Below are 18,616 nucleotides of genomic sequence, written 5' to 3'. Positions count from 1 at the left end.
CGCCCCCTACCCGGCGGGTCGGTGGTGAAACGTCAGTCGGTGGTGCCGGTGAAGACGCGCTTCGCCGCGGGCTGCTCACCGCCGGCCACCAGCACATCGTCTCCGGCGCGGAGTACGGTGTCCCGATCCAGCCGGACGTGCTCGCCGCCGCGGCTGACCAGGCTCACCCACACCCCCTCGTCACGGCTGAGCTCGAACAGCGGCCGCCCGTCGGCCGGCGCGCCGGCCGAGACGGTGTACTGCCGCAGCCCCACCGGCTCGCCCCGGACCCGCAGGCCGACCGCCCAGGGTTGCAGCGGCAGGGTACGCATCGGCACCCGGCACCAGCGGGCCACCAGTGGGACCAGCCCGCCCTGCACGACGATCGAGAACGCCACCACCGCGAAGATGATGTCGAACAGCCGCAGGTCCTGTTCCAGATCGGCGGTGAGGATGAAGGTGCCCAGCAGGATCGGCACGGCGCCCTTCAGGCCCGACCAGACGATGAAGATCCGCTCCCCCCAGCGCAGCCGCACGGTGGTGAGCAGGCCACCGACGACCAGCGGCCGAATCACGAAGGTGAGCAGCAGGGCGAGACCCAGACCGGTCAGCCAGGCGCGCTCGGTGACCATGCTCCGCAGCGAGACGACGAGCCCGAGCAGGCTGAAGGCCAGGATCTCCCCCAGGCTGGCCAGGGCGCCGTGGAAGCGCCGGATCTCCCGCGCGAACGGCGCTTTCGCGTCACCGACCAGGATGCCGGCGAGGAAGACGGCGAGGAACCCCGAGCCACGCGCAAGTGTGGCCACGCCATAGATCGCTCCGGCGGCGAAGAGCACCTGCAACGGGTAGAGGCTCTCGTCGGGCAGGACCACCCGGCGCATCAGCTGCCGGATCAACCAGCCGCCGGCCAGCCCGACCGCCGTGCCCACCGCGAGTTGCAGGGCGAACTCGCCGGCGCCGGACGCCACGGCCGACCAGCCGCCGGCGGTCCCGGCGGCGAGCAGGCTGACCATCAGGGCGATGCCGACGGGGTCGTTCGCGCCCGACTCGCCCTCGATCACGGTGCCGCTGCGTCCCACCACCGTCCGTCGGCCGAGCACGGAGAAGACCGCGGCCGGGTCGGTGGGCGACAGGGCGGTGCCGACCAGCAGCGCGGCGAGCCAGTCGAAGCCGAACAGCCAGTGCAACGCCACGGCCAGCAGCCCCGCGGTCAGCAGCGTGCCCAGCACACCCACCAGGGCGACCGGGCCGAGCGAAGGCCGCAGCCGCCGCCAGCCCATCGACATGCCGCCGCTGAACAACACCAGCACGAGCGCGAGCTCGACCAGGTGGCGGACCGCGTACAGCGACAGCTGGTTGAGGCTGGGGAACACGTCGGAGAGGATCGCGGCGGCGAACAGGAACAGCGCCGGCGCGGGCAGTCGCAGGCGGTCGGCGAGGCGGTTGGACAGCACGGCGAGGACAGCCACGGCACCCAGCACGGTCACGTAGAGCGCGAACTCCGTCAACGGTCACCCCACCTGCTCGGCTTCGACGTTCCGGCGGCCTTTCCCTTGCCGCCACCCGGTCGCCTCCGCGTCGACCGGGTGCGGCGCGGGTTCGGGCAGGAGGTCAACCGCCGCAGGTGTCAGTATCGACCTGCGGCAAACGTGGCGAGGGCGGACGGGCGTACTTCGCGTCCGAGGGTGCGCCGGCACCGACGGCACCGGCCGCCACGACCCGGAGGATCTCTCGGTGGCTCAGCCATCCGGTGAGCCCACCGGTCTCCGGGTCCGCCACCGGCAGCGCCGAACCGCTCCGCACCAGTTCCGCGAGGGCCTCCTCCAGCAGCTGATCGGGGCGTAACGCCGGCACGGTACGAGCCAGCTGCGACGCCGTGACGGCCCCGCTGCCGTCCTGGCTGGCCGCCTCCACCTCCGCGGCCGACACGACACCGCGGAGCTGCCCCTCCCGGTCCACCACGGGCAGCACGGTCTCGGGTTCCTGCGCGAAGCGGGCTGCCAACTCCGGCAGCGCGGAGTCGGGCGACAGCGGGGCCGGCAGCGGGCGGCACGCGACCGCGACGGTCAGCTGGTCCCACCGTGCCGGCGGCCCCGGCTCGAGGGTCACTCCCCGCCGGTGCAGCTTGCGGGTGTAGATCGTGTCGTCGGCGGACACCAGTCGGGACAGCCCTGCGGCGAGGGCGATCGCGACCATGAGCGGAAGGATGATGCTGTACTCCCCGGTCAGTTCGAACATGATCACCACTGCGGTGATGGGTGCGCGGGCCGCCCCGGCGAAGACGGCGCCCATGCCGACCAGCGCGTACGCCCCGGTCGGCCCGGCCAGGCCGGGGAGGGCGGAGTGCACGACCGCGGCGAAGGCCGCGCCGAGCATCCCGCCGACGAACAACGACGGGGCGAAAACGCCGCCGGAGCCGCCGATGCCGATGGTCAGGCTGGTGGCCAGGACCTTGGCGAGGAGCAGCACCAGCAGGAAGGCCAGGGCGTACCGGCCGTCGACCGCTTCGCCGAGCACCGGGTAGCCGACACCGTACATCTGCGGCAGGACGAGCAGCAGACCACCGAGCAGCAGGCCACCGACGGCCGGCCGGAGCCATTCGGGCCCCCGCCACAGCCGGTCGCACAGGTCCTCCACCGCGTAGAGGACCCGGCTGAAGCCCACCCCCACCAGGGCCGCGAGCAGCCCCAGCGCCGCGAACAGGAGGTACTCACCGGCGGAGACGACGTGGAACGGCGGCAGGTCGAGGAAGGGTACGTCGCCGAGGACCGCCCGACCGATCACCGCGGCGGTGACCGCGGCGAGGACCACCGCGGCGAAGGACTCGACGGCGAAGTCGCCGAGGATCAGTTCGAGTGCGAAGAAGACGCCGGCGATCGGGGTGTTGAAGGTGGCCGAGATACCGCCGGCGGCTCCGGCGGCGACGAGCAGTCGTAGGCGGGTCTCAGGCAGCCGGATCCGCTGGCCGACCGTGGAGCCGAGCGCCGAGCCGATCTGCACGATCGGGCCCTCCCGGCCGACGGAGCCACCACCCCCGATGCAGAGTGCGCTGGCCACCGCCTTCACCACCGCGACCCGGCCCCGGATCCGGCCGCCGCGCCGGGCGACCGCGTACATGACCTCGGGAACGCCGTGCCCCCGCGCCTCGCGGGCGAAGCGCTGCACCAGGGGGCCGTACAGCAGCCCGGCCGCCACCGGTGCCAGGACCACGAACCAGCGGCCGAGGGCGGGCAGCTGTGGATGAGGGGCACCCGGCACGGCGGCGTAGTCGGGGTGGCCGGAGAAGACCAGGGTCGCCGTGCCGACCAGCCAGCGGAACGCCACCGCGCCCACGCCGGCGCCGGCGCCGACCAGTACGGCGAGGACGAGCAGTCCGCCGGCCCCACCACGGACCCCGTCCGCTACCCGGACGAGCGCACGCCGGGGCAGCGTGACCGTGACGGGTGCGCCGCCCGGCTGCGCCGGTGGCTGGGACGGGACGTCGTCGATCGCGGCCACAGGTCGTTGCATGAGGCAATTGTTGCATGCATACAGGGTGATCGGCATCAGCGCTGCAGCGTGCGCTCCAGTAAGGGGTACAGCGGACCCGTGGCCGCTGCACCGGCCAGCGCCATCGCGGCGGTCACCCCCACCGTCGCCGCCAACGTCCGGTCCCGCTCACCGGTGGGCAGACCAGGCGGGCCAGGTGGCAGGGTGAGGGCCGGCACCAGCCAACGCAGGTAGTAGAAGAGGCTGGCCACCGTGTTGACGGCCGCGATCACCACCAGCCAGGCGAGGCCGCCGTCCCAGGCGGCGACGAAGACGGTCAGCTTGCCCGCGAAGACCGCGGTGGGCGGGGTACCGACCAGTCCCAGCAGGCAGATCACCAGCGCCGCAGCGAGCCCGGGCCGGCGGCGGGCCAGCCCCCGGTAGTCGTCGAGGCGCTCGTGCGGGGCGGCGGCCAGCACCGCGAACGCGCCGAGGTTCGTGACGGCGTACCCGGCCAGGTAGACCAGCAGGGCGGGCAGCGCCCGCTCCGCGCGCCCGGCGACCGCGACGGCCATCAGCAGGTAGCCGACCTGGGCGATCGTCGAGTAGGCGAGCAGCCGCCGCGGGTCCGACTGGCCGAACGCGGCGAAGTTGCCCAGCGTCATGGTGACCGCCGCGAGCACCGCGACCAGCAGCGGCCAGTCGACCACCTCGGCGGGCACCACCGCGAACAGCCGGTACGCGGCGAGCAGACCGCCGAGCTTGGGCACCGTGGTGAGCAGCGCGCCGGCCGGAATGCTCGCCCCCTGCACAGCGTCGGGCACCCAGAAGTGACCGGGCACCGCCCCGATCTTGAACAGCAGCCCCGCCAGCACGCCGACGAGCCCGACCGCCACGGCGGCCGGAGGCGCCCCGGCGAGACCCGCGGCCAGCCGGTCGTAGTCGCTGCGCCCGCCCGCCACGGCGGTCAGCACCGCCGCGCCGGCCAGCAACCCGACGCCCGCCAGCGCGCCCACCAGGTAGAGCTTGAGCGCCGCCTCCGCCCCGCGCCGGTCGCGGCCCCAGCCGGCCAGCCCGGACAGCGGCACCGACGACAGCAGGTACGCCACCGCCAGCAGCAACAGGTCGGACGCCCCGGCGAGCAGCACCGCGCCGAGCGTGCCGAGCAGGGTCAGCACGTAGAACTCGGTCTCCCGCCGGTTGCCGGCGATCCGGCCGGCGGCTATCCCGACGACCAGCAGGGCGGCGACCGGGATCAACAGCCGGGCGGTCGCGGTGGCGGCGTCGAGGGCGTAGCTGTGCCCGTAGACGGTCCCCCGGTCGTCCAGCGTCGGAAGGGTGACCAGCACGGTGGCGAGCAGCGCGCCGGCCGCGACGAGCCGGGCGATCCACTGCCGGCCACGGGGCAGGAACGCGCCGGTGAGCAGGGTGGTGACCGCGCCGGCGAGCAGCACCAGCTCGGGCAGCAGCGCCAAAGGATGCTCGTTCACCGGCCCACCAGGTCGGTCACCGCCCGGGCGGCGGGCTCCACGACGTCCAGCAGCAGCCGGGGGAAGACACCGATGAGCAGCGCCAGCGCCAGCAGGGGCACCACCGCGGTCGCCTCGGCGGCGGTGAGGTCGGCCGCCGCGGAGAGGCGGTGCCGGGACGGTCCGAGGAAGATCCGGTGCAGCGCCCAGAGGAACAGCGCGGCGGTGACCAGGATGCCGGGCAGCGCGAACGCCACCGCGACGGGCGCGGAGCCGAGGCTGCCGGCGAAGATCTGGAACTCGGCGATGAATCCGGAGAAGCCGGGCAGGCCGAGGCTGGCGAACGCGGCCACCGCGGTCAGCGCGGCGAACCGGGGGGTGTCGGCCGCCAGCCCGCCGTAGGCGTCCATCCGGTACGTGCCACCCCGGTGGTGCAGGACTCCGGCGAGCAGGAACAGCGCGGCGGTGATCAGCCCGTGGCTGACCATCTGGGTGACCGCCCCGGTCACCGCCACCGCACGGGCCTGCGCGTCCGAGCCGGCGACCAGCCCGGCGGCGCCGACCGCCAGCACGATGTAGCCCATGTGGTTGACCGACGTGTACGCCACCATCCGCTTGAAGTTGGACTGCGCCAGCGCCACCAGGGCTCCGTACAGCACGCTCACCACGCCGACCACGACGACCACCCAGGCGTAGCGCCGCCAGGCGTCGGGCAGCAGCGGCATGGCGATCCGCACGAAGCCGTACGTGCCCATCTTCAGCAGGATCCCGGCGAGCACCGCCGACCCGGCGGCCGGGGCGTCGGTGTGCGCCGGGGGCAGCCAGGTGTGGAACGGGAACGTCGGGGTCTTGATGGCCAGCCCGAGCAGGACGGCGAGCAGCACGAGGCCCCCCGCCGTACCGGCCACCGGCGGTTCGCGGGTCAGCGCCACGATGTCGAAGGTGTGCGGCCGGGCGGCGACGTACAGACCGATGAACCCCAGCAGCAGCGCCAGGGAGCCGAGGAAGGTGTAGAGGAAGAACTTGAGCGCCGAACGGCGGGCGTCGGCGCCGTGCCCCCAGCCGGCAATCACCGCGTACATGCCGACGATGGACAGGTCGAAGAAGACGAAGAACAGGATCAGGTCGAGCGAGACGAACAGCCCGAGGCAGGTGGTCTGCAGGGCGAGGAAGAGCGCGGCGAACTGACGGGGCCGGCGCTGGCGGCGCAGCGAGTAGACGGCGCAGGCGGCGAAGACGACGGCGGTGAGGGCCAGCAGCGGCAGGGAGAGCCCGTCCACGCCGATGTGGTAACCGGCGCCGGCCCCCGGGATCCAGGGCCGGTTCGTCTCGTACGCGACCCCCTCCCCCGGGTAAGCCCACCAGGCGCCGAGCACGGCGGCCACCTCGACCCCGCTGACCGCGACCCAGATCCAGGACACCGCCCGATCGGGCAGGCCCCGCCAGAGCAGCAGGACCACCGCTACGACCAGCGGCGCGAAGACGATCAGGGAGAGCATCGGTCACCTCATGAGCAGCAGGATCAGCACGGCGGCGCCCAGCGCGACGACCACTTGGACGTAGTACTGGTGGACCAGCCCGGTCTGCGGCCGCCGGGCCAGCGCGCCGAGCCGGCGGGCCAGCCCGGTGAGCCGGCGTACCGTCCCGTCGACCCCGTGGTCGTCGGCGCGGGCGAGAACGTCGGCCAGTCGGCGCGTCCCGATCGTCGCGCCGGTCACCCCCCGGTCGAGCACGGCGTCGTCGAAGCGCGCCAGGGTGCCGGCGGCGACGACGGCGGCGCGCGGCACGGCGTGCACCCCCCGGTCGAGCACCCGGTCGTCGAAGCGGGCCAGGGCCCGCGCGAGCGCCAGGGTCGGCCGGACCAGCAGCAGCCGGGCGGCCGCTTCCAGCCCGAGCCAGCGCAGCGCCCAGGCCGGGGCGGGCAGCCGGTCGGGCGCGGCCACGGCCACCGCGAGCCCGGCCAGCGCGAGCAGGCCGGACAGCGCCAACTCGGCGGGGCGCGCCGGCGGGGCCGGGCCCAGCCCGACGGTTCCCGCCACCCGTCCGGCCAGCGGCGGCAGGGCCAGGACGCCGAGCAGGACCGCGCCGACCGCCAGGGGCACCAGCAGCAGCCGCTGCCCGGCGCTGACCTCGCGCGTGCCGTCGTACCCGGACTCGACGTCGGACGGCGCCGGACGCAGGACCACAGCGAGCGCGCGACCGGCGTAGAGGGCAGCGAGCAGGGCGCCGGCCAGGCCGACGAGATACAGCGCGAACGAGTGCTCCCGCGCCCCGGCGAGCACCTCGTCCTTGGTGGCCCAGAGCGCGAGCGGAGGCACGCCGGCCAGCGCCACGGCGCCCACCGCGAAGGCCGCCCCGACCAGCGGGTACCGCCGTCCGGCGCCGCGCAGCGCGGACAGCCGGCGGGTGCCCAGCGCGGTCAGCCAGGCTCCGGCGGCGAGGAAGAGCAGCGCCTTGGTGGCGGCGTGGGCGACCAGGTGGGCGACCGCGCCGGCGGGCGCGACGGCGGCACCGAGCACCACGTAGCCCAGTTGGGCGCTGGTGGAGGCGGCGAGCAGCTGCTTGAGGTCGGCCTGGGCGAGCGCGACGGCGCCGAGAGCGAGGGCGGTCGCCGCGCCGCCCCACGCGGCCACGTCCACCGCCCAGCCGGTCGCGGCGAGCAGTGGGTGCAGCCGGATCAGCAGGTAGCCGCCCATCGCCACCATGGCCGCGGAGTGCAGCAGCGCGCTGACCGGGCTCGGGCCGAGCATGGCCCGGGACAGCCAGAACGAGAACGGCAGCTGGGCAGCCTTGCCGAAGCCGGCGGCCAGCACGCCGGCGGCGGCCAGGTCCCGCCAGCCGGTCGGCAGCGCGGCGAGCCCGGTCAGGTCGAGCGTGCCGGCTGCGGCCAGCGCGGCACCGGCGGCGAGGTAGAGGCCGAGGTCGCCGACCCGGGTGGTGAGGAACGCGGTGGCGCCGGCGGTCACCGCGTCGTCGCGCCGCCAGTGGAACGCGATCAGGGCGTACGACATGGCACCCATGACCTCCCACGCCAGCAGCAGCACGGGCAGGCTGGTCGCCGTGGCGGTGAGCAGGACGGCGGCGAGGAAGACCAGCATCAGTCCGTGGAACCGGGCCCGGTGACGGTGGATCTCGACGGCGGCGTACGCCAGCACGAGCAGCGCCACCCCGGCCACCGCCGGTACGACGAGCGCGGCGAGCCCGTCGACGGCCAGTCCCCAGCGCGCGCCGGCCAGGAACGGGGCGTCGACGGCCGGGCGGGTGGCCGCCACCAGGCCGGCCAGCGCCGTCACCAGCACGGCGACGCCGAGCGCCGCGGGCGCGGCGATCCGTCCGGCCCGCCGCCCGGCCAGCAGCAGCACGCCTCCGGCCAGGGCCGGCAGAGCGACGAGGGCCCACAGCGCGCCGCTCATCCGCGCAGCTCCCCGGCCATGTCCGTCATGTCGGCGTCGCTGCTGCGGAACAGCAGGGTCACCACGGCGAAGCCCATCGCCATCTCCACGGTCATCGCGGCGATCACCACCAGCACCAGGACCTGGCCGTCGGGCTGCTGCGGGGCGAGGAACCACCAGAGCGCGGCGGCGGCCACGATCACCCCGTTGATCATGAGTTCGAGGCCCATCATCACCATCACCACGGCCTGCTGGCTGAGCGCGCCGTAGAGACCGACGCTGATCAGCGCGGAGGCGAGCAGCAGGAACATCGGCAGCGTCACGGCCGCTCCTGGTGGTCGACGACTGTCGCCGCGTCGGCGCGGTCGTAGCGGCCCCGGGCGGTGGCGAGCACCAGCGCCGAGATCATGGTGGCGAAGAGGACCGCCGACACGGCCATCATGACCAGCATCTTCGACCCCATGATCGCCTCGCCCAGGACGCGGGTCGGGTCACCGGGCGGTCCACCCCGGCGGGTCGGCCAGGGCACGAGCAGTGATCCGGCGGCCAGCACGACGAAGGTGAGCACCGAGACCACCAGCGCGCCCCGGCGGTTGTGCAGCATCGACATGGGCATCAGCCCGGCCGGGTTCATCATGAACATGATCATGAAGACCGCCATGACGGCCATCTCCATCACCATCATCAGGATCGTCACCACGCCCAGGTAACCCAGGTCGAGCAGGATCAGCTCCCCACCGACCGCGACGAACGACAGCGCGAGCGCGAACGTCGCCCGGGCCATCGAGTCCACAGTGAACACGGCGACGCCGGACGCCACCGCGACGAGCGCCAGCACGACGAAGACCACGACGGCCATCTCAGTGCCCTTCCACCGCGAGCACGGCCACGACGAGGACCTGCAGCAGAGTGGCGGGCAGCACCACCAGCCAGGCCAGCCGCATCAACCGGTCGGCCCGCAGCACGGGAATCCGGCCCCGCAACGCCACCAGGGCGGCCAGCACGGCGAGGGTCTTGACCATGCTCCACAGCCAGCCGGGCAGCAGCGGCCCCGCTCCCCCACCGAGGAAGAGCGCCACCGCCATCGCCGCACCGGCGGCCAGCAGCGCGTACCGGCCGGCCTGCAGCACCAGCCGGTCCACCCCGGACGGCTCGGCCAGCACCCCACCCGCGAGATCCCGCCCGTCCGGGTAGGCGAACGGCCCGGACATGCTGAAGGCCAGCACCGCACCGAGGAGGACCAGGAACGCCACCGGCATCGACGCCACGAACCACAGGCTCCGCTGCGCCGCCACCACGTCCGCGACCCGTAGGCTGCCGGCCGCCACCGCCGGCGCGGTCAGCGCGAACATCAGCGGCAACTCGTAGCCGAGCCCCTGCGCGAGGAACCGGTAGCCGCCCACCAGGCCGTACCCGCTGTTGGCGCCCCAGCCGGCCAGCCACACCGCCGCCCAGAGCAGCACGTCCATCGCGTTGAACCAGACGACCCCCACCGGCAGGTCGGCCACCGCCCGGTCGCCGAGCGGCACCACCACGACCATGAGCAGGGCGACCACCAGCGGCCCGGCCAGGCCCAGCCGCCACAGCAGCAGGTCGGCCGCGACGATCCGCCGGCGGCGCTGCCGCAGCAGCCGTCCGGCCTCCCACAACGGCCGCCCGGCCCGGTGGGCGACGGTCGCACCACCGGCCGGGTCGAGGACGCCCGCCAGCACCGCCCCGGCCAGCGCCGCGCCGACCAGCACGCCGGCGGCGACCAGCACGCTCCACCACGGACCCGCGGTCACCGTCGCACCCCGACGGCCGCCAGCTCGTCCGGATCGGGGTCGAAGGAGGCCAGCACCAGGCGGGCGGCGGCCAGGTCGAGTCCGACCATCAGGCGCGTCGCCACGGCCAGCAGGGCGGCCGACGCGCCGCCGGCGCCCCTCGGGCCGGTCGCGGTGGGCTCGCCGCCGGCCAGCAGCCGGCCGGTCTCGGCCAGCCAGCAGCGCCACCGCGCGGTCGCGTCGCCGCCGGTGTCCGCCGCCCGGGCCGCCGGCCCGGTGACGTCGGCCCGCGCGGCGTCCGGCGCGGACAGCACCCCGAGGCCGTCGGTGGACCAGCGCAGCGCGCGTGAGCGGCGGGCCCGCCGGTCGAGCCGCTCGAATTCCCGGTACGCCTCGTCGACGGGCCCGCCGTCGATCAGCTCGTCGCGCAGCCGGCGGGCCGTCGCCGCCCCGGACGGCCAGCCCGCCACCGCCCAGAGCCGGCCCAGCGAGTCCAGGTGGGAGGCGGCGTGCCGGCGACGACGCTCCCCGGGTACGTCCGCGTCCCAGAACGCCTCTTCGACGGGGGCTGCCGGTGGCAGCACGCGGCCGGTGGCAGCCTGCACCACGTCGCCCTGCACGGTCAGCTCGACCACCAGCCCGGCCGGCCAGTCCGCCAGCACGGGGCCGAGCGCCAGGTGCAGCACGTCCAGCTTCAGCCCGTCCCGGTCGTCCGCCCGGTCGGCCATCATCAGCCCACCCGGCATCGACATCCCGCCGTGGCCCTGGCCCTCGTCGCCGCCGCGGCCGCCCTGCTGGTCGTGGCCACCCTGACGGCCGTGGCCGCCGGGCCCGCCCCGCTGGTCGTGCCCGCCCCGCTGGTCGTCGCCCCCCTGATGGTCATCGCCGTCGTGACCGCCGGTGCCGCCCTGGTGTGCGGGCGCCATGCCACCGTCGGGTCCCAGGTCCACTGCCTCGCCGTCGGCTCCGGTGAGTCGCCGTGCCATCGCCGCCAGGATGCCGGCCGCGCCCTGCCGGTCCCCTGTCCGGGCCCGGGCGCGGGGCCCCGGTAGTTGGGCCCACACCCGCTCGATCGCCTCCGCCAGCTCGGGGCCGGGCTCCCCGGCCACCACGAGCAGGTCCGCGTCGGCCGGGGAGGCGGCCAGCGGCCAGCCGTACCGGTGGGCCTGTGCCTCGACCGCGAGCCGGACGTCGGTGGCGCCGGGGACGGCGGCCAGCAGCAGGTGTGGCCGGCGGGCCGCCCAGGCCGCGAGACGGTCGCCGATCAGGCCCATCGCAACGCCCCCTCCCGCCAGGCGTAGAGCACACCGGCCATCAGCAGGCCGAGGAAGACGAACATCTCCACGACGGCGGGCGTGCCGACCTGGGCGACGACCACCGCCCACGGGTACATGAACAACATCTCCACGTCGAAGGCGAGGAAGAGCAGGCTGACCGCGTACCAGCGGGCGTGGAACCGGGACACGGCGTGCTCACGCGGAGGCAGCCCGGAACGGAACGCCGGCACCGTCGTCGCGTCCCGGGCCACCGCCGTGCCCAGCTGTACGAGGTAGAGGGTGCCGACCAGGGCCGCCGCCACCCCGAGCATCGTCAGCACCGGCAGGTACGCCTCCACCTGCGCTCCCTTCCCGTGTCGGTTGCGTTGCCCCCACCCTGCCAGCCGGCCATGTCCCGTGCAGGGTTCTCAGCCCTGCCGTTGTCGGGGCAGCGCCGCCCGCTCCCGCCGCAGGTCGTACGCGGGATGCTCGGAGCGGATCCGGGGCATCCGGTCGAAGTTGCGCAGCGGCGGCGGCGAGGAGGTGACCCATTCCAGGGACAGGCCGTGGCCCCACGGGTCGGCCTCGCGCACCACCGCGCCGAACCGGTAGGAGCGCCACACGTTCCACAGGAACGGCAGCAGGGAGACACCGAGTAGGAAGGACCCGATGGTCGAGATCGTGTTCAAGGTCGTGAAGCCGTCGCCGGGCAGGTAGTCGGCGTACCGGCGGGGCATGCCCTCGTTGCCGAGCCAGTGCTGCACCAGGAAGGTGGTGTGGAAGCCGGTCATGGTCAGCCAGAAGTGGATCTTGCCGAGCCGCTCGTCGAGCATCCGGCCGAACATCTTCGGGAACCAGAAGTAGATGCCGCCGAAGACCGCGAACACGATCGTGCCGAAGAGCACGTAGTGGAAGTGCGCCACCACGAAGTACGAGTCGTGCACGTGGAAGTCGACCGGCGGGCTGGCCAGCAGCACACCGGTCAGGCCACCGAAGAGGAAGGTGACCAGGAAGCCGACCGCGAAGAGCATCGGGGTCTCGAAGCTGATCTGGCCCCGCCACATGGTGCCGATCCAGTTGAAGAACTTGATTCCTGTCGGGACCGCGATGAGATAGCTGAGGAAGCTGAAGAACGGCAGCAGCACCTGGCCGGTGGCGAACATGTGGTGCGCCCACACGCTCATCGACAGGGCGGCGATGGAGATCGTCGCGGCCACCAGGCCCTTGTAGCCGAAGACCGGCTTGCGGGAGAAGACCGGGATGATCTCGGTGATGATGCCGAAGAACGGCAACGCCACGATGTAGACCTCGGGATGGCCGAAGAACCAGAACAGGTGCTGCCACAGCAGCGGCCCCCCGGTGGCCGCGTCGTACACGTGCGCCCCCAGCTCCCGGTCGGCGAGCACGGCCAGCAACGCGGCCGCCAGCAGCGGGAACACCAGGATCACCAGCACGGACGTGATCAGGATGTTCCACGTCAGGATCGGCATGCGGAACATCGTCATGCCGGGCGCCCGCAGGGTCAGCACGGTGGTGATCATGTTGACCGCGCCCAGGATGGTCCCCAGACCCGACCCGACCAGCCCGACCGCCCACAGGTTCGCGCCCACGCCCGGGGAGTGCTCCGCCCCGGCGAGCGGCTGGTACGCCGTCCAGCCGAAGTCGGCGGCGCCTCCCGGGGTGGCGAACCCGCCGAGCACCAGCAGACCGCCGAAGAGGTAGAGCCAGTACGCGAACGCGTTGAGCCGGGGGAAGGCCACGTCCGGGGCGCCGATCTGCAGCGGCACCAGATAGTTCGCGAAGGCGAACACGATCGGGGTGGCGAACAGCAGCAGCATGATCGTGCCGTGCATGGTGAACAGCTGGTTGTACTGCTCGGGCGAGAGCAGCTGCATGCCCGGGCGGGCCAGCTCGGCGCGCATCACCAGCGCCAGCGCGCCACCGACCAGGAAGAACCCGAAGGCCGTGGTCAGGTACAGGATGCCGATCTGCTTGGCGTCGGTCGTCCGCAGCAGCCGGGCCAGCGCAGAACCACGTACCGGCCGACGAACCGGCCCCACCACGACGGTCGGTACGGGAGCTGTCCACAGGTCCATGCGTCTACCTTCCGCCGATCTTGTCCCCTCGGTGTCCGGCTCGACGGTGGCGCAAACCTGGCGGGGCGTCAGTCTCCGGTGGCCGGTGTCCTTGCTCCTCCCGCGCTCATCCCGAGGCCGACGAGCTGCCGGACCGCGACGATGGCGGCGGCGCTGAGCAGCTGGTCCCAGGAGGGCGGCAGGGCCAGCCGGAGCAGCCCGGCGGCGAGCCACAGGTCCAGCGCCACCCGCAGGGCCGCCCGGCCGTCGCGGGTGACGGCGAGGGCGGTCAGCCCGGCCAGCAGCCCCGCGGCGACGCAGGCCAGCGAGGCGTAGCCGATCACGGCGTTCACGAGGACCGATCCAGCGGCTCCGGCGTCAGGTCCCGGCCGGCACGGGGGCGAGGGGGTACCGGCCCGTCCACCGGGTCCGGCGCCCGGCCCTCCCGGGCCAGCTCCGCCCGTTCCTGCTTGATCTCCCGGGCGAGGAAGAAGTTCAACGCGGTCCGGATCGCGGCCACGGCCGCCAACTCGCCGATCTCCCGCAGGGTCGGGGCGATCGCGGTCCGCAGGATGTCCGAGGCGAGCTGGAACTCCAACCCCAGCGCCAGGAAGCGGCCCAGTCCCAGCCGCACCGGCACGAACGCACGGGTACGCCGCTCACGGAGGCCGACGACGACGAAGCGGACCAGGGCGCTCATCGCGCCGAAGAAGATGATCAGAGCGCCGGCGGCCTCCACCAGCCGCACCAGCAGATCCACCGAGTGGGAGAGCCACTCCTCACCGAGAACGTGTTCCATGCCGGTCTGCGGTGCCCCGCGGTCGGCGGTCCACACCTCGCGGCACCCGCGTATCGATCACCACCGCGGCGGCCGCACGGGCTGGTTCAGGCCCGGGCCACGGCGCCGCGCACGGGCTGGTTCAGGCGCGCGCCACCGCGCCCCGCACGCCCGTGACCCGCCCGGCCCCGTCCACGACGGGGTCGGCGAGGAACCGGACGGGACGCGTCTCGCCGTGCCGGCGCAGGGTGAAGACCATGTCGACCGGTTCCGCGCGCTCGGTGAGGGCGTGCACCGCCGCCCGCAGCGCCGGCGCGTCGGCCTCCGCCGCGCAGCGATGCAGGGCGCCGAGCGGAAGCGGCCCGTCCGCGACGTCCCGTGCCAGGATCGGGTACGCCGCCGGCGACCACTCGACCCGGCCGGCGGCGAAGTCCCACTCGGTCCAGCCCACGTCGCCGGCGCGTTCCAGCCGGGCCACCCGCTCGACGGTGCGGCGCTGCTCGTCGTGGTAGGCCCAACTGGCCAGCAACCCGTCGCCGAACGGGACGGCGCGGAGGCTGAACAGCACCGGGACGGGGCGGGGATCGGCAGCCTGCCACACCGGTCCGGGCCCCCACCGGAACGGGACGCCGTCGCGCAGGGCCGCCGCGCAGCCGGCCACGATGCCGTCCTCCGCCGCGGACGGATGCACGTCGAGCAGGTGCCGTCCGGTCAGTGCCCCGGCGGGTCGCCCCGCCCCGTCCGTGGCCTCCGGGCCGCACCGGTCGAAGCGCCAGTCCACGATCTCGCCGGCCGGGTCGCGCACCGGGCACCACCACGCCACGGATCCGGGCAGCGCGTCGAGCACCGTCTCCACCCAGTGCGCGGCCGGTGCCCCCGGCGACAGCTCGGCCAGCCGCCGGCCGGCCACCTCCGTGACCGCCTCCACGTACGCCCTCGTCGCGGCGTCGAACTCCCGGTGCTCGTCCCAGCTGATCGCGGCCACGCCGAAGGTGCGATCCGACCGGCGCAGCGGCAGGCAGGCCCGCACCGCGCCCCCGCCGATGAAGTCGTAGCCCAGGCGGTGGGCCTCGTCCCGGGTCAGCCACAGTGGCCGTCCGTCGACGGCGGTGCGCAGGAACGCCATGTTGACCGAGGCGGGGGCCCGCTGCCAGCGGCTGGCCACGGACGGGGGCAACCCGTACGACCCGGCCAGCCGTACGGCGCCGTCGGGTTCGAGCACACCGAGCAGGGTGGAGGTCGCCGCCAGGTGGCGTACGCCCTCCGTCCAGAGCGCCTCGGCGAGCGCGTTGGGGTCGGCCGCCGCCGTCATGGCGGCCCGGGCCAGGTGGTAACGGGCGGCGACCTGCCCGGCCAGCGGCACCCGGGCGGGGGCTCGATCCGGCGCCGGGGACGGCGGGCGGTGGAGGTAGCGGTCCGGCCGGAACGGTTCCGCCCCGGTCGTGGGCGCCGACGGCGGGGCGGCGACGCCCAACAGGGCGGCGGCCACCTCCACCAGCCGGGTGTTGGTCTGCTGGGACATCCGGGCCAGCTGCGCGAAGGCGTCCTCCGGCGAGCAGCCCAACCGGGCGATCAACAGCCCGGTGGCCTGCTCCACCACCGCCTGGGAGCGCTGCGCCCGTCGCAGGCCGTCGAGTTCGCGCCGGAGCCGGGCGACGGTGCTCGCGGGTGGCGCGGCCGCCGGGGTCGCCCGCCGCCGTCGCGTCACGTTCCCACCTTCTCGCCTGCCCGTTGCTTCCGACCGAGCCTATCGCCGCCGCCGACGGCCGGCACGACGGCACCGTCCGCGCCCGCTCCCGGGCCGTCTCCACCGGGGCGCGACCGTCCGGCGCGGTGGCCCGCGACGGTAGGCACGAGACCAACCGGGTCAGGCCGGCCGCGCGGAGCAGCGCGAACCCGTGCCGGGACAGGTTCACCAGGGTGAGCCGCGCCCGCACGTGGGCGCAGGCGCGGCCGATGTCCATGATCGTCCGGGCGATGCGGGGCGACTCGACCGACGCCCGACGCAGGTCGACCACGAGCGCCGGTGGTCGTTCGACGACGGCCAGCCGGGTGAGCTGGTCCCGCAGCAGGTCCGCGCCCTCCTCGTCCAGGGCGCCGCACACCGTCGCGACGGCGGTGTCACCCGTCCGGCGCACCGTCACCGTCGCGTCCCCGTTACCCTCGGCCGGCCGCGGCTGGTCGGCGGACAGGTCTCGGCGCAGCCGCGCGAGCGCCCCGCGCAGGATCCGGGACACGTGCATCTGGGAGATTCCCAGCTCCTCGCCGATCCGCTCCTGCGTCTGGTTGCCGTGGAAGTAGCGGATCACCACGGCACGCTCCCGCTCGGGCAACCGGTGCAGCGCCGCCCGCAGGTCGAGCCGGTCACCGACCCCGTCGATCCGGGCGTCCCGCTCGGCCAGCAACTCCTCCCGCAGGGCCGGTTCGTCGTCCGCGCCGGCCGGGCGGTGCAGCGACACGCTCGCGTACGCCTGGCCGGCCACGAGCGCCTCGACGACCTCGTCCGGCGGGACGCCGAGGTGGGCGGCCACCTCCTCGACCGCAGGCTGGCGTTGCAGCCGGCGGGTCAGTTCGGTCCGGGCGGCGGCCACACACAGGTAACGTTCCTGCAGGCCGCGGGGCACCCGCACCCCCCACCCGTGGTCCCGGAAGTGCCGCTTCAGCTCTCCGAGGATGGTCGGGGTGGCGTATCCACCGAACGGCACGCCACGACCGGGGTCGTACCCGTCGACGGCCTTGACCAGGCCGTAGCAGGCCACCTGGGTCAGGTCGTCGAGCGGCTCGCCGCTCTTCACGAAACGGCGGGCGAGGGCCGCGGCGAGCGGCTGGTGCAACTCGACCAGACGGTGCCGCGCCCGGCGGCGCTCGGCGGGCGGACGGCCGGTCTCGTGCAGGACGGCGAACAGGTCCGTGACGCCGGCGTCGGACGGGGGCGCCGCTGGGGCGGTACGGGCGGACATGGTCATGACGAACTCCAGACGGAGGCGAGGCAGGGGGCGACCGCACGGGAGGCCGGCCGACTCCGTCGGCGGGCAGGCGGGAGCCCGGTGCGCGCTGAGCCGTCAGGTGGACCAGGTCCTGGTGCCGTTCGTCGACACCGCGGCGTCGAAGCGCGGGGGCTACCGTCTCTGGCTTTCCTCGACAGGAAGGATCAAACCCGGTCAACGGAGGCTGTTACCGGGACGAGACCATCCGGGCCGTCAGTGCTCGGCTGGTGGCCCTGCGGCGGCGTACCAGCGTCGGCCCGGCATGGCGGTCACGCCGTGCACCAGGGTGCTCAGCGCGACGACGAGACTGCCTGCCGTCCAGAGCAGCGGATCGTGGGCGCCCTCGTCGCGGGAGAAGGTCAGATAGAACAGCGCCGACACGCCGATCGGGCCGAACCAGCCCAGGAAGAGCAGGTCCCGCCAACCCAACCCGAGCGGGATCCTGAGAGCGAGGACCACCGGCAGCCGCCGCAGGAGCAGCACGGCGACGGCGAAGAGCGGCAACCGCCAACCCGCGTCGATCCAGTCACGCCATGGCAGTTCGACGCCGAGCAGGAAGAACAGCGGCAGCACCAGGTAGCGGGTCAACGAGTCGTCCAGCTTCTGCTCCGCCGCCCGCGGTTGGTCGCCGATGACCGCGTTGTAGGCCAACCCGGTGACGAAGGCCGCCAGGATGCCGTCCGTGTCGAGCGCCCGCGCCACGCCGAGCGCGGCGATCCCGAGCAGGACGGCGAAGATCACCAGGGAGCCCCGGTCGAGGGTCTCCCGTCGGCTGGCCGCGCGGACCGCGTGCCCGGCCAGCCAGCCGAGCACCACCCCGGCGAGCACCGCCCCCACCACGCCCCACAGCGCGGAACGCACCTCGTCGCCCCAGGGCCGGGCGCCGACCCCGGCCAGGGCGAGGACGACCAGGGGGAAGGCCAGGCCGTCGTTGCCGCCGGACTCGCCGCTGAGCACCTGACGCAGTCGGGCGGGCAGCTGGCGTTCGGCCGGACCACCGGAGACGATGCTGGAGGCCAGGACCGGGTCGGTGGGGGCCAGGCAGCTGCCCAGCAGCGCGGCGACGGCCAGGGGCACACCGAGCAGCCACCCGGACAGGCCCGCGGTGACCACCGCCATCCCCACCATGCCGGCGGAGAGCAGCACCAGCACCGGACGCCGCACGGCCCGGTAGGCGGCAATCGGGAAGCGCAGCGCGACCGCCATCAGGGAGACCGCGAGCAACGCCCGGCTCACCTCACGCGTCAGCTCGTAGCCGAGCCGGTCGGCCACGTCGATCAGTCCGAGCACCGGGCCGGCAAGGACCCCCAGCCCGAGGGCGAGCAGCGGCTCGGTCAGCACCGTACGGCGGATGGCGCTAGACCAGAACGCCAGCAGCACGGCGAGGACTCCGACGAGGGCGTAACTGAGCAGAAGGGGGTCCATCCCGACGCGCTACCCGTTGCCGGG

General features: G+C 74.3%; 15 protein-coding genes and 1 pseudogene. All 16 read right to left on the bottom strand.

What is annotated here, in order from left to right:
* Window positions 1–32 precede the first annotated feature (32 nt).
* On the bottom strand, window positions 33–1,487 hold the full coding sequence (locus GA0074704_RS14990; protein ID WP_088971087.1) for a cation:proton antiporter domain-containing protein: 1,455 nt from the start codon (window positions 1,485–1,487) through the stop codon (window positions 33–35).
* 103 nt (window positions 1,488–1,590) lie between these two features.
* On the bottom strand, window positions 1,591–3,489 hold the full coding sequence (locus tag GA0074704_RS14985) for a chloride channel protein (protein WP_088971086.1): 1,899 nt from the start codon (window positions 3,487–3,489) through the stop codon (window positions 1,591–1,593).
* Window positions 3,490–3,524: 35 nt separating this feature from the next.
* Window positions 3,525–4,937, bottom strand: coding sequence for an NADH-quinone oxidoreductase subunit N (locus tag GA0074704_RS14980; RefSeq protein WP_088971085.1), 1,413 nt, complete (start codon window positions 4,935–4,937; stop codon window positions 3,525–3,527).
* On the bottom strand, window positions 4,934–6,415 hold the full coding sequence (locus GA0074704_RS14975; RefSeq protein WP_088971084.1) for a complex I subunit 4 family protein: 1,482 nt from the start codon (window positions 6,413–6,415) through the stop codon (window positions 4,934–4,936). Before GA0074704_RS14975 ends, GA0074704_RS14980 begins: the two co-directional genes overlap by 4 nt.
* Window positions 6,416–6,418: 3 nt before the next feature.
* Entirely contained in the window at window positions 6,419–8,329 is a 1,911-nt protein-coding gene (locus GA0074704_RS14970) for a proton-conducting transporter transmembrane domain-containing protein (RefSeq protein ID WP_088971083.1), read from the bottom strand.
* Entirely contained in the window at window positions 8,326–8,619 is a 294-nt protein-coding gene (locus GA0074704_RS14965; protein WP_377471475.1) for an NADH-quinone oxidoreductase subunit NuoK, read from the bottom strand. Before GA0074704_RS14965 ends, GA0074704_RS14970 begins: the two co-directional genes overlap by 4 nt.
* Window positions 8,620–8,627: 8 nt before the next feature.
* Complete coding sequence (locus GA0074704_RS14960; protein ID WP_088971081.1) at window positions 8,628–9,167, bottom strand: NADH-quinone oxidoreductase subunit J; 540 nt, start codon at window positions 9,165–9,167, stop codon at window positions 8,628–8,630.
* 1 nt (window position 9,168) lies between these two features.
* Window positions 9,169–10,092, bottom strand: a complete 924-nt coding sequence (locus GA0074704_RS14955) for an NADH-quinone oxidoreductase subunit H (protein ID WP_088971080.1) — start codon at window positions 10,090–10,092, stop codon at window positions 9,169–9,171.
* Window positions 10,089–11,345 (bottom strand): hypothetical protein, encoded by a 1,257-nt coding sequence (locus GA0074704_RS14950; protein WP_088971079.1) that lies wholly within the window; start codon window positions 11,343–11,345, stop codon window positions 10,089–10,091. Before GA0074704_RS14950 ends, GA0074704_RS14955 begins: the two co-directional genes overlap by 4 nt.
* Complete coding sequence (locus GA0074704_RS14945; RefSeq protein ID WP_088973693.1) at window positions 11,336–11,659, bottom strand: NADH-quinone oxidoreductase subunit A; 324 nt, start codon at window positions 11,657–11,659, stop codon at window positions 11,336–11,338. Before GA0074704_RS14945 ends, GA0074704_RS14950 begins: the two co-directional genes overlap by 10 nt.
* Window positions 11,660–11,755: 96 nt before the next feature.
* On the bottom strand, window positions 11,756–13,423 hold the full coding sequence (gene ctaD, locus GA0074704_RS14940) for an aa3-type cytochrome oxidase subunit I (RefSeq protein ID WP_088971078.1): 1,668 nt from the start codon (window positions 13,421–13,423) through the stop codon (window positions 11,756–11,758).
* Window positions 13,424–13,491: 68 nt separating this feature from the next.
* On the bottom strand, window positions 13,492–13,755 hold the full coding sequence (locus GA0074704_RS14935) for a DUF1622 domain-containing protein (protein WP_088971077.1): 264 nt from the start codon (window positions 13,753–13,755) through the stop codon (window positions 13,492–13,494).
* Window positions 13,752–14,201 carry a DUF1622 domain-containing protein gene (locus GA0074704_RS14930; RefSeq protein ID WP_088973692.1) on the bottom strand — a complete coding sequence of 150 codons (450 nt, stop codon included), beginning with the start codon at window positions 14,199–14,201 and terminating at the stop codon, window positions 13,752–13,754. Before GA0074704_RS14930 ends, GA0074704_RS14935 begins: the two co-directional genes overlap by 4 nt.
* A gap of 121 nt (window positions 14,202–14,322) precedes the next feature.
* Complete coding sequence (locus GA0074704_RS14925) at window positions 14,323–15,888, bottom strand: ANTAR domain-containing protein (RefSeq protein WP_088971076.1); 1,566 nt, start codon at window positions 15,886–15,888, stop codon at window positions 14,323–14,325.
* A gap of 493 nt (window positions 15,889–16,381) precedes the next feature.
* Window positions 16,382–17,140: pseudogene (locus tag GA0074704_RS29900) on the bottom strand (SigB/SigF/SigG family RNA polymerase sigma factor); the annotation flags it as partial.
* Window positions 17,141–17,380: 240 nt separating this feature from the next.
* Window positions 17,381–18,592, bottom strand: coding sequence for a cation:proton antiporter domain-containing protein (locus tag GA0074704_RS14910; RefSeq protein ID WP_088971074.1), 1,212 nt, complete (start codon window positions 18,590–18,592; stop codon window positions 17,381–17,383).
* Window positions 18,593–18,616: the final 24 nt, after the last annotated feature.

Source organism: Micromonospora siamensis, from assembly GCF_900090305.1.
GTDB classification, from domain to species: Bacteria; Actinomycetota; Actinomycetes; order Mycobacteriales; family Micromonosporaceae; genus Micromonospora; species Micromonospora siamensis.
Note: the sequence above shows the minus strand (reverse complement) of the source record. Positions and strands in the feature narration are given on the sequence as shown.

Excerpts from the sequence above, each read along its gene's own strand:
- GA0074704_RS14985 (WP_088971086.1), bottom strand. The coding sequence starts at position 3,489 with ATGCAACGACCTGTGGCCGCGATCGACGACGTCCCGTCCCAGCCACCG.
- GA0074704_RS14975 (WP_088971084.1), bottom strand. The coding sequence starts at position 6,415 with ATGCTCTCCCTGATCGTCTTCGCGCCGCTGGTCGTAGCGGTGGTCCTG.
- GA0074704_RS14970 (WP_088971083.1), bottom strand. The coding sequence starts at position 8,329 with ATGAGCGGCGCGCTGTGGGCCCTCGTCGCTCTGCCGGCCCTGGCCGGA.
- GA0074704_RS14965 (WP_377471475.1), bottom strand. The coding sequence starts at position 8,619 with ATGTTCCTGCTGCTCGCCTCCGCGCTGATCAGCGTCGGTCTCTACGGC.
- GA0074704_RS14960 (WP_088971081.1), bottom strand. The coding sequence starts at position 9,167 with ATGGCCGTCGTGGTCTTCGTCGTGCTGGCGCTCGTCGCGGTGGCGTCC.
- GA0074704_RS14950 (WP_088971079.1), bottom strand. The coding sequence starts at position 11,345 with ATGGGCCTGATCGGCGACCGTCTCGCGGCCTGGGCGGCCCGCCGGCCA.
- GA0074704_RS14945 (WP_088973693.1), bottom strand. The coding sequence starts at position 11,659 with ATGCTCGGGGTGGCGGCGGCCCTGGTCGGCACCCTCTACCTCGTACAG.
- ctaD (WP_088971078.1), bottom strand. The coding sequence starts at position 13,423 with ATGGACCTGTGGACAGCTCCCGTACCGACCGTCGTGGTGGGGCCGGTT.
- GA0074704_RS14930 (WP_088973692.1), bottom strand. The coding sequence starts at position 14,201 with ATGGAACACGTTCTCGGTGAGGAGTGGCTCTCCCACTCGGTGGATCTG.
- GA0074704_RS14910 (WP_088971074.1), bottom strand. The coding sequence starts at position 18,592 with ATGGACCCCCTTCTGCTCAGTTACGCCCTCGTCGGAGTCCTCGCCGTG.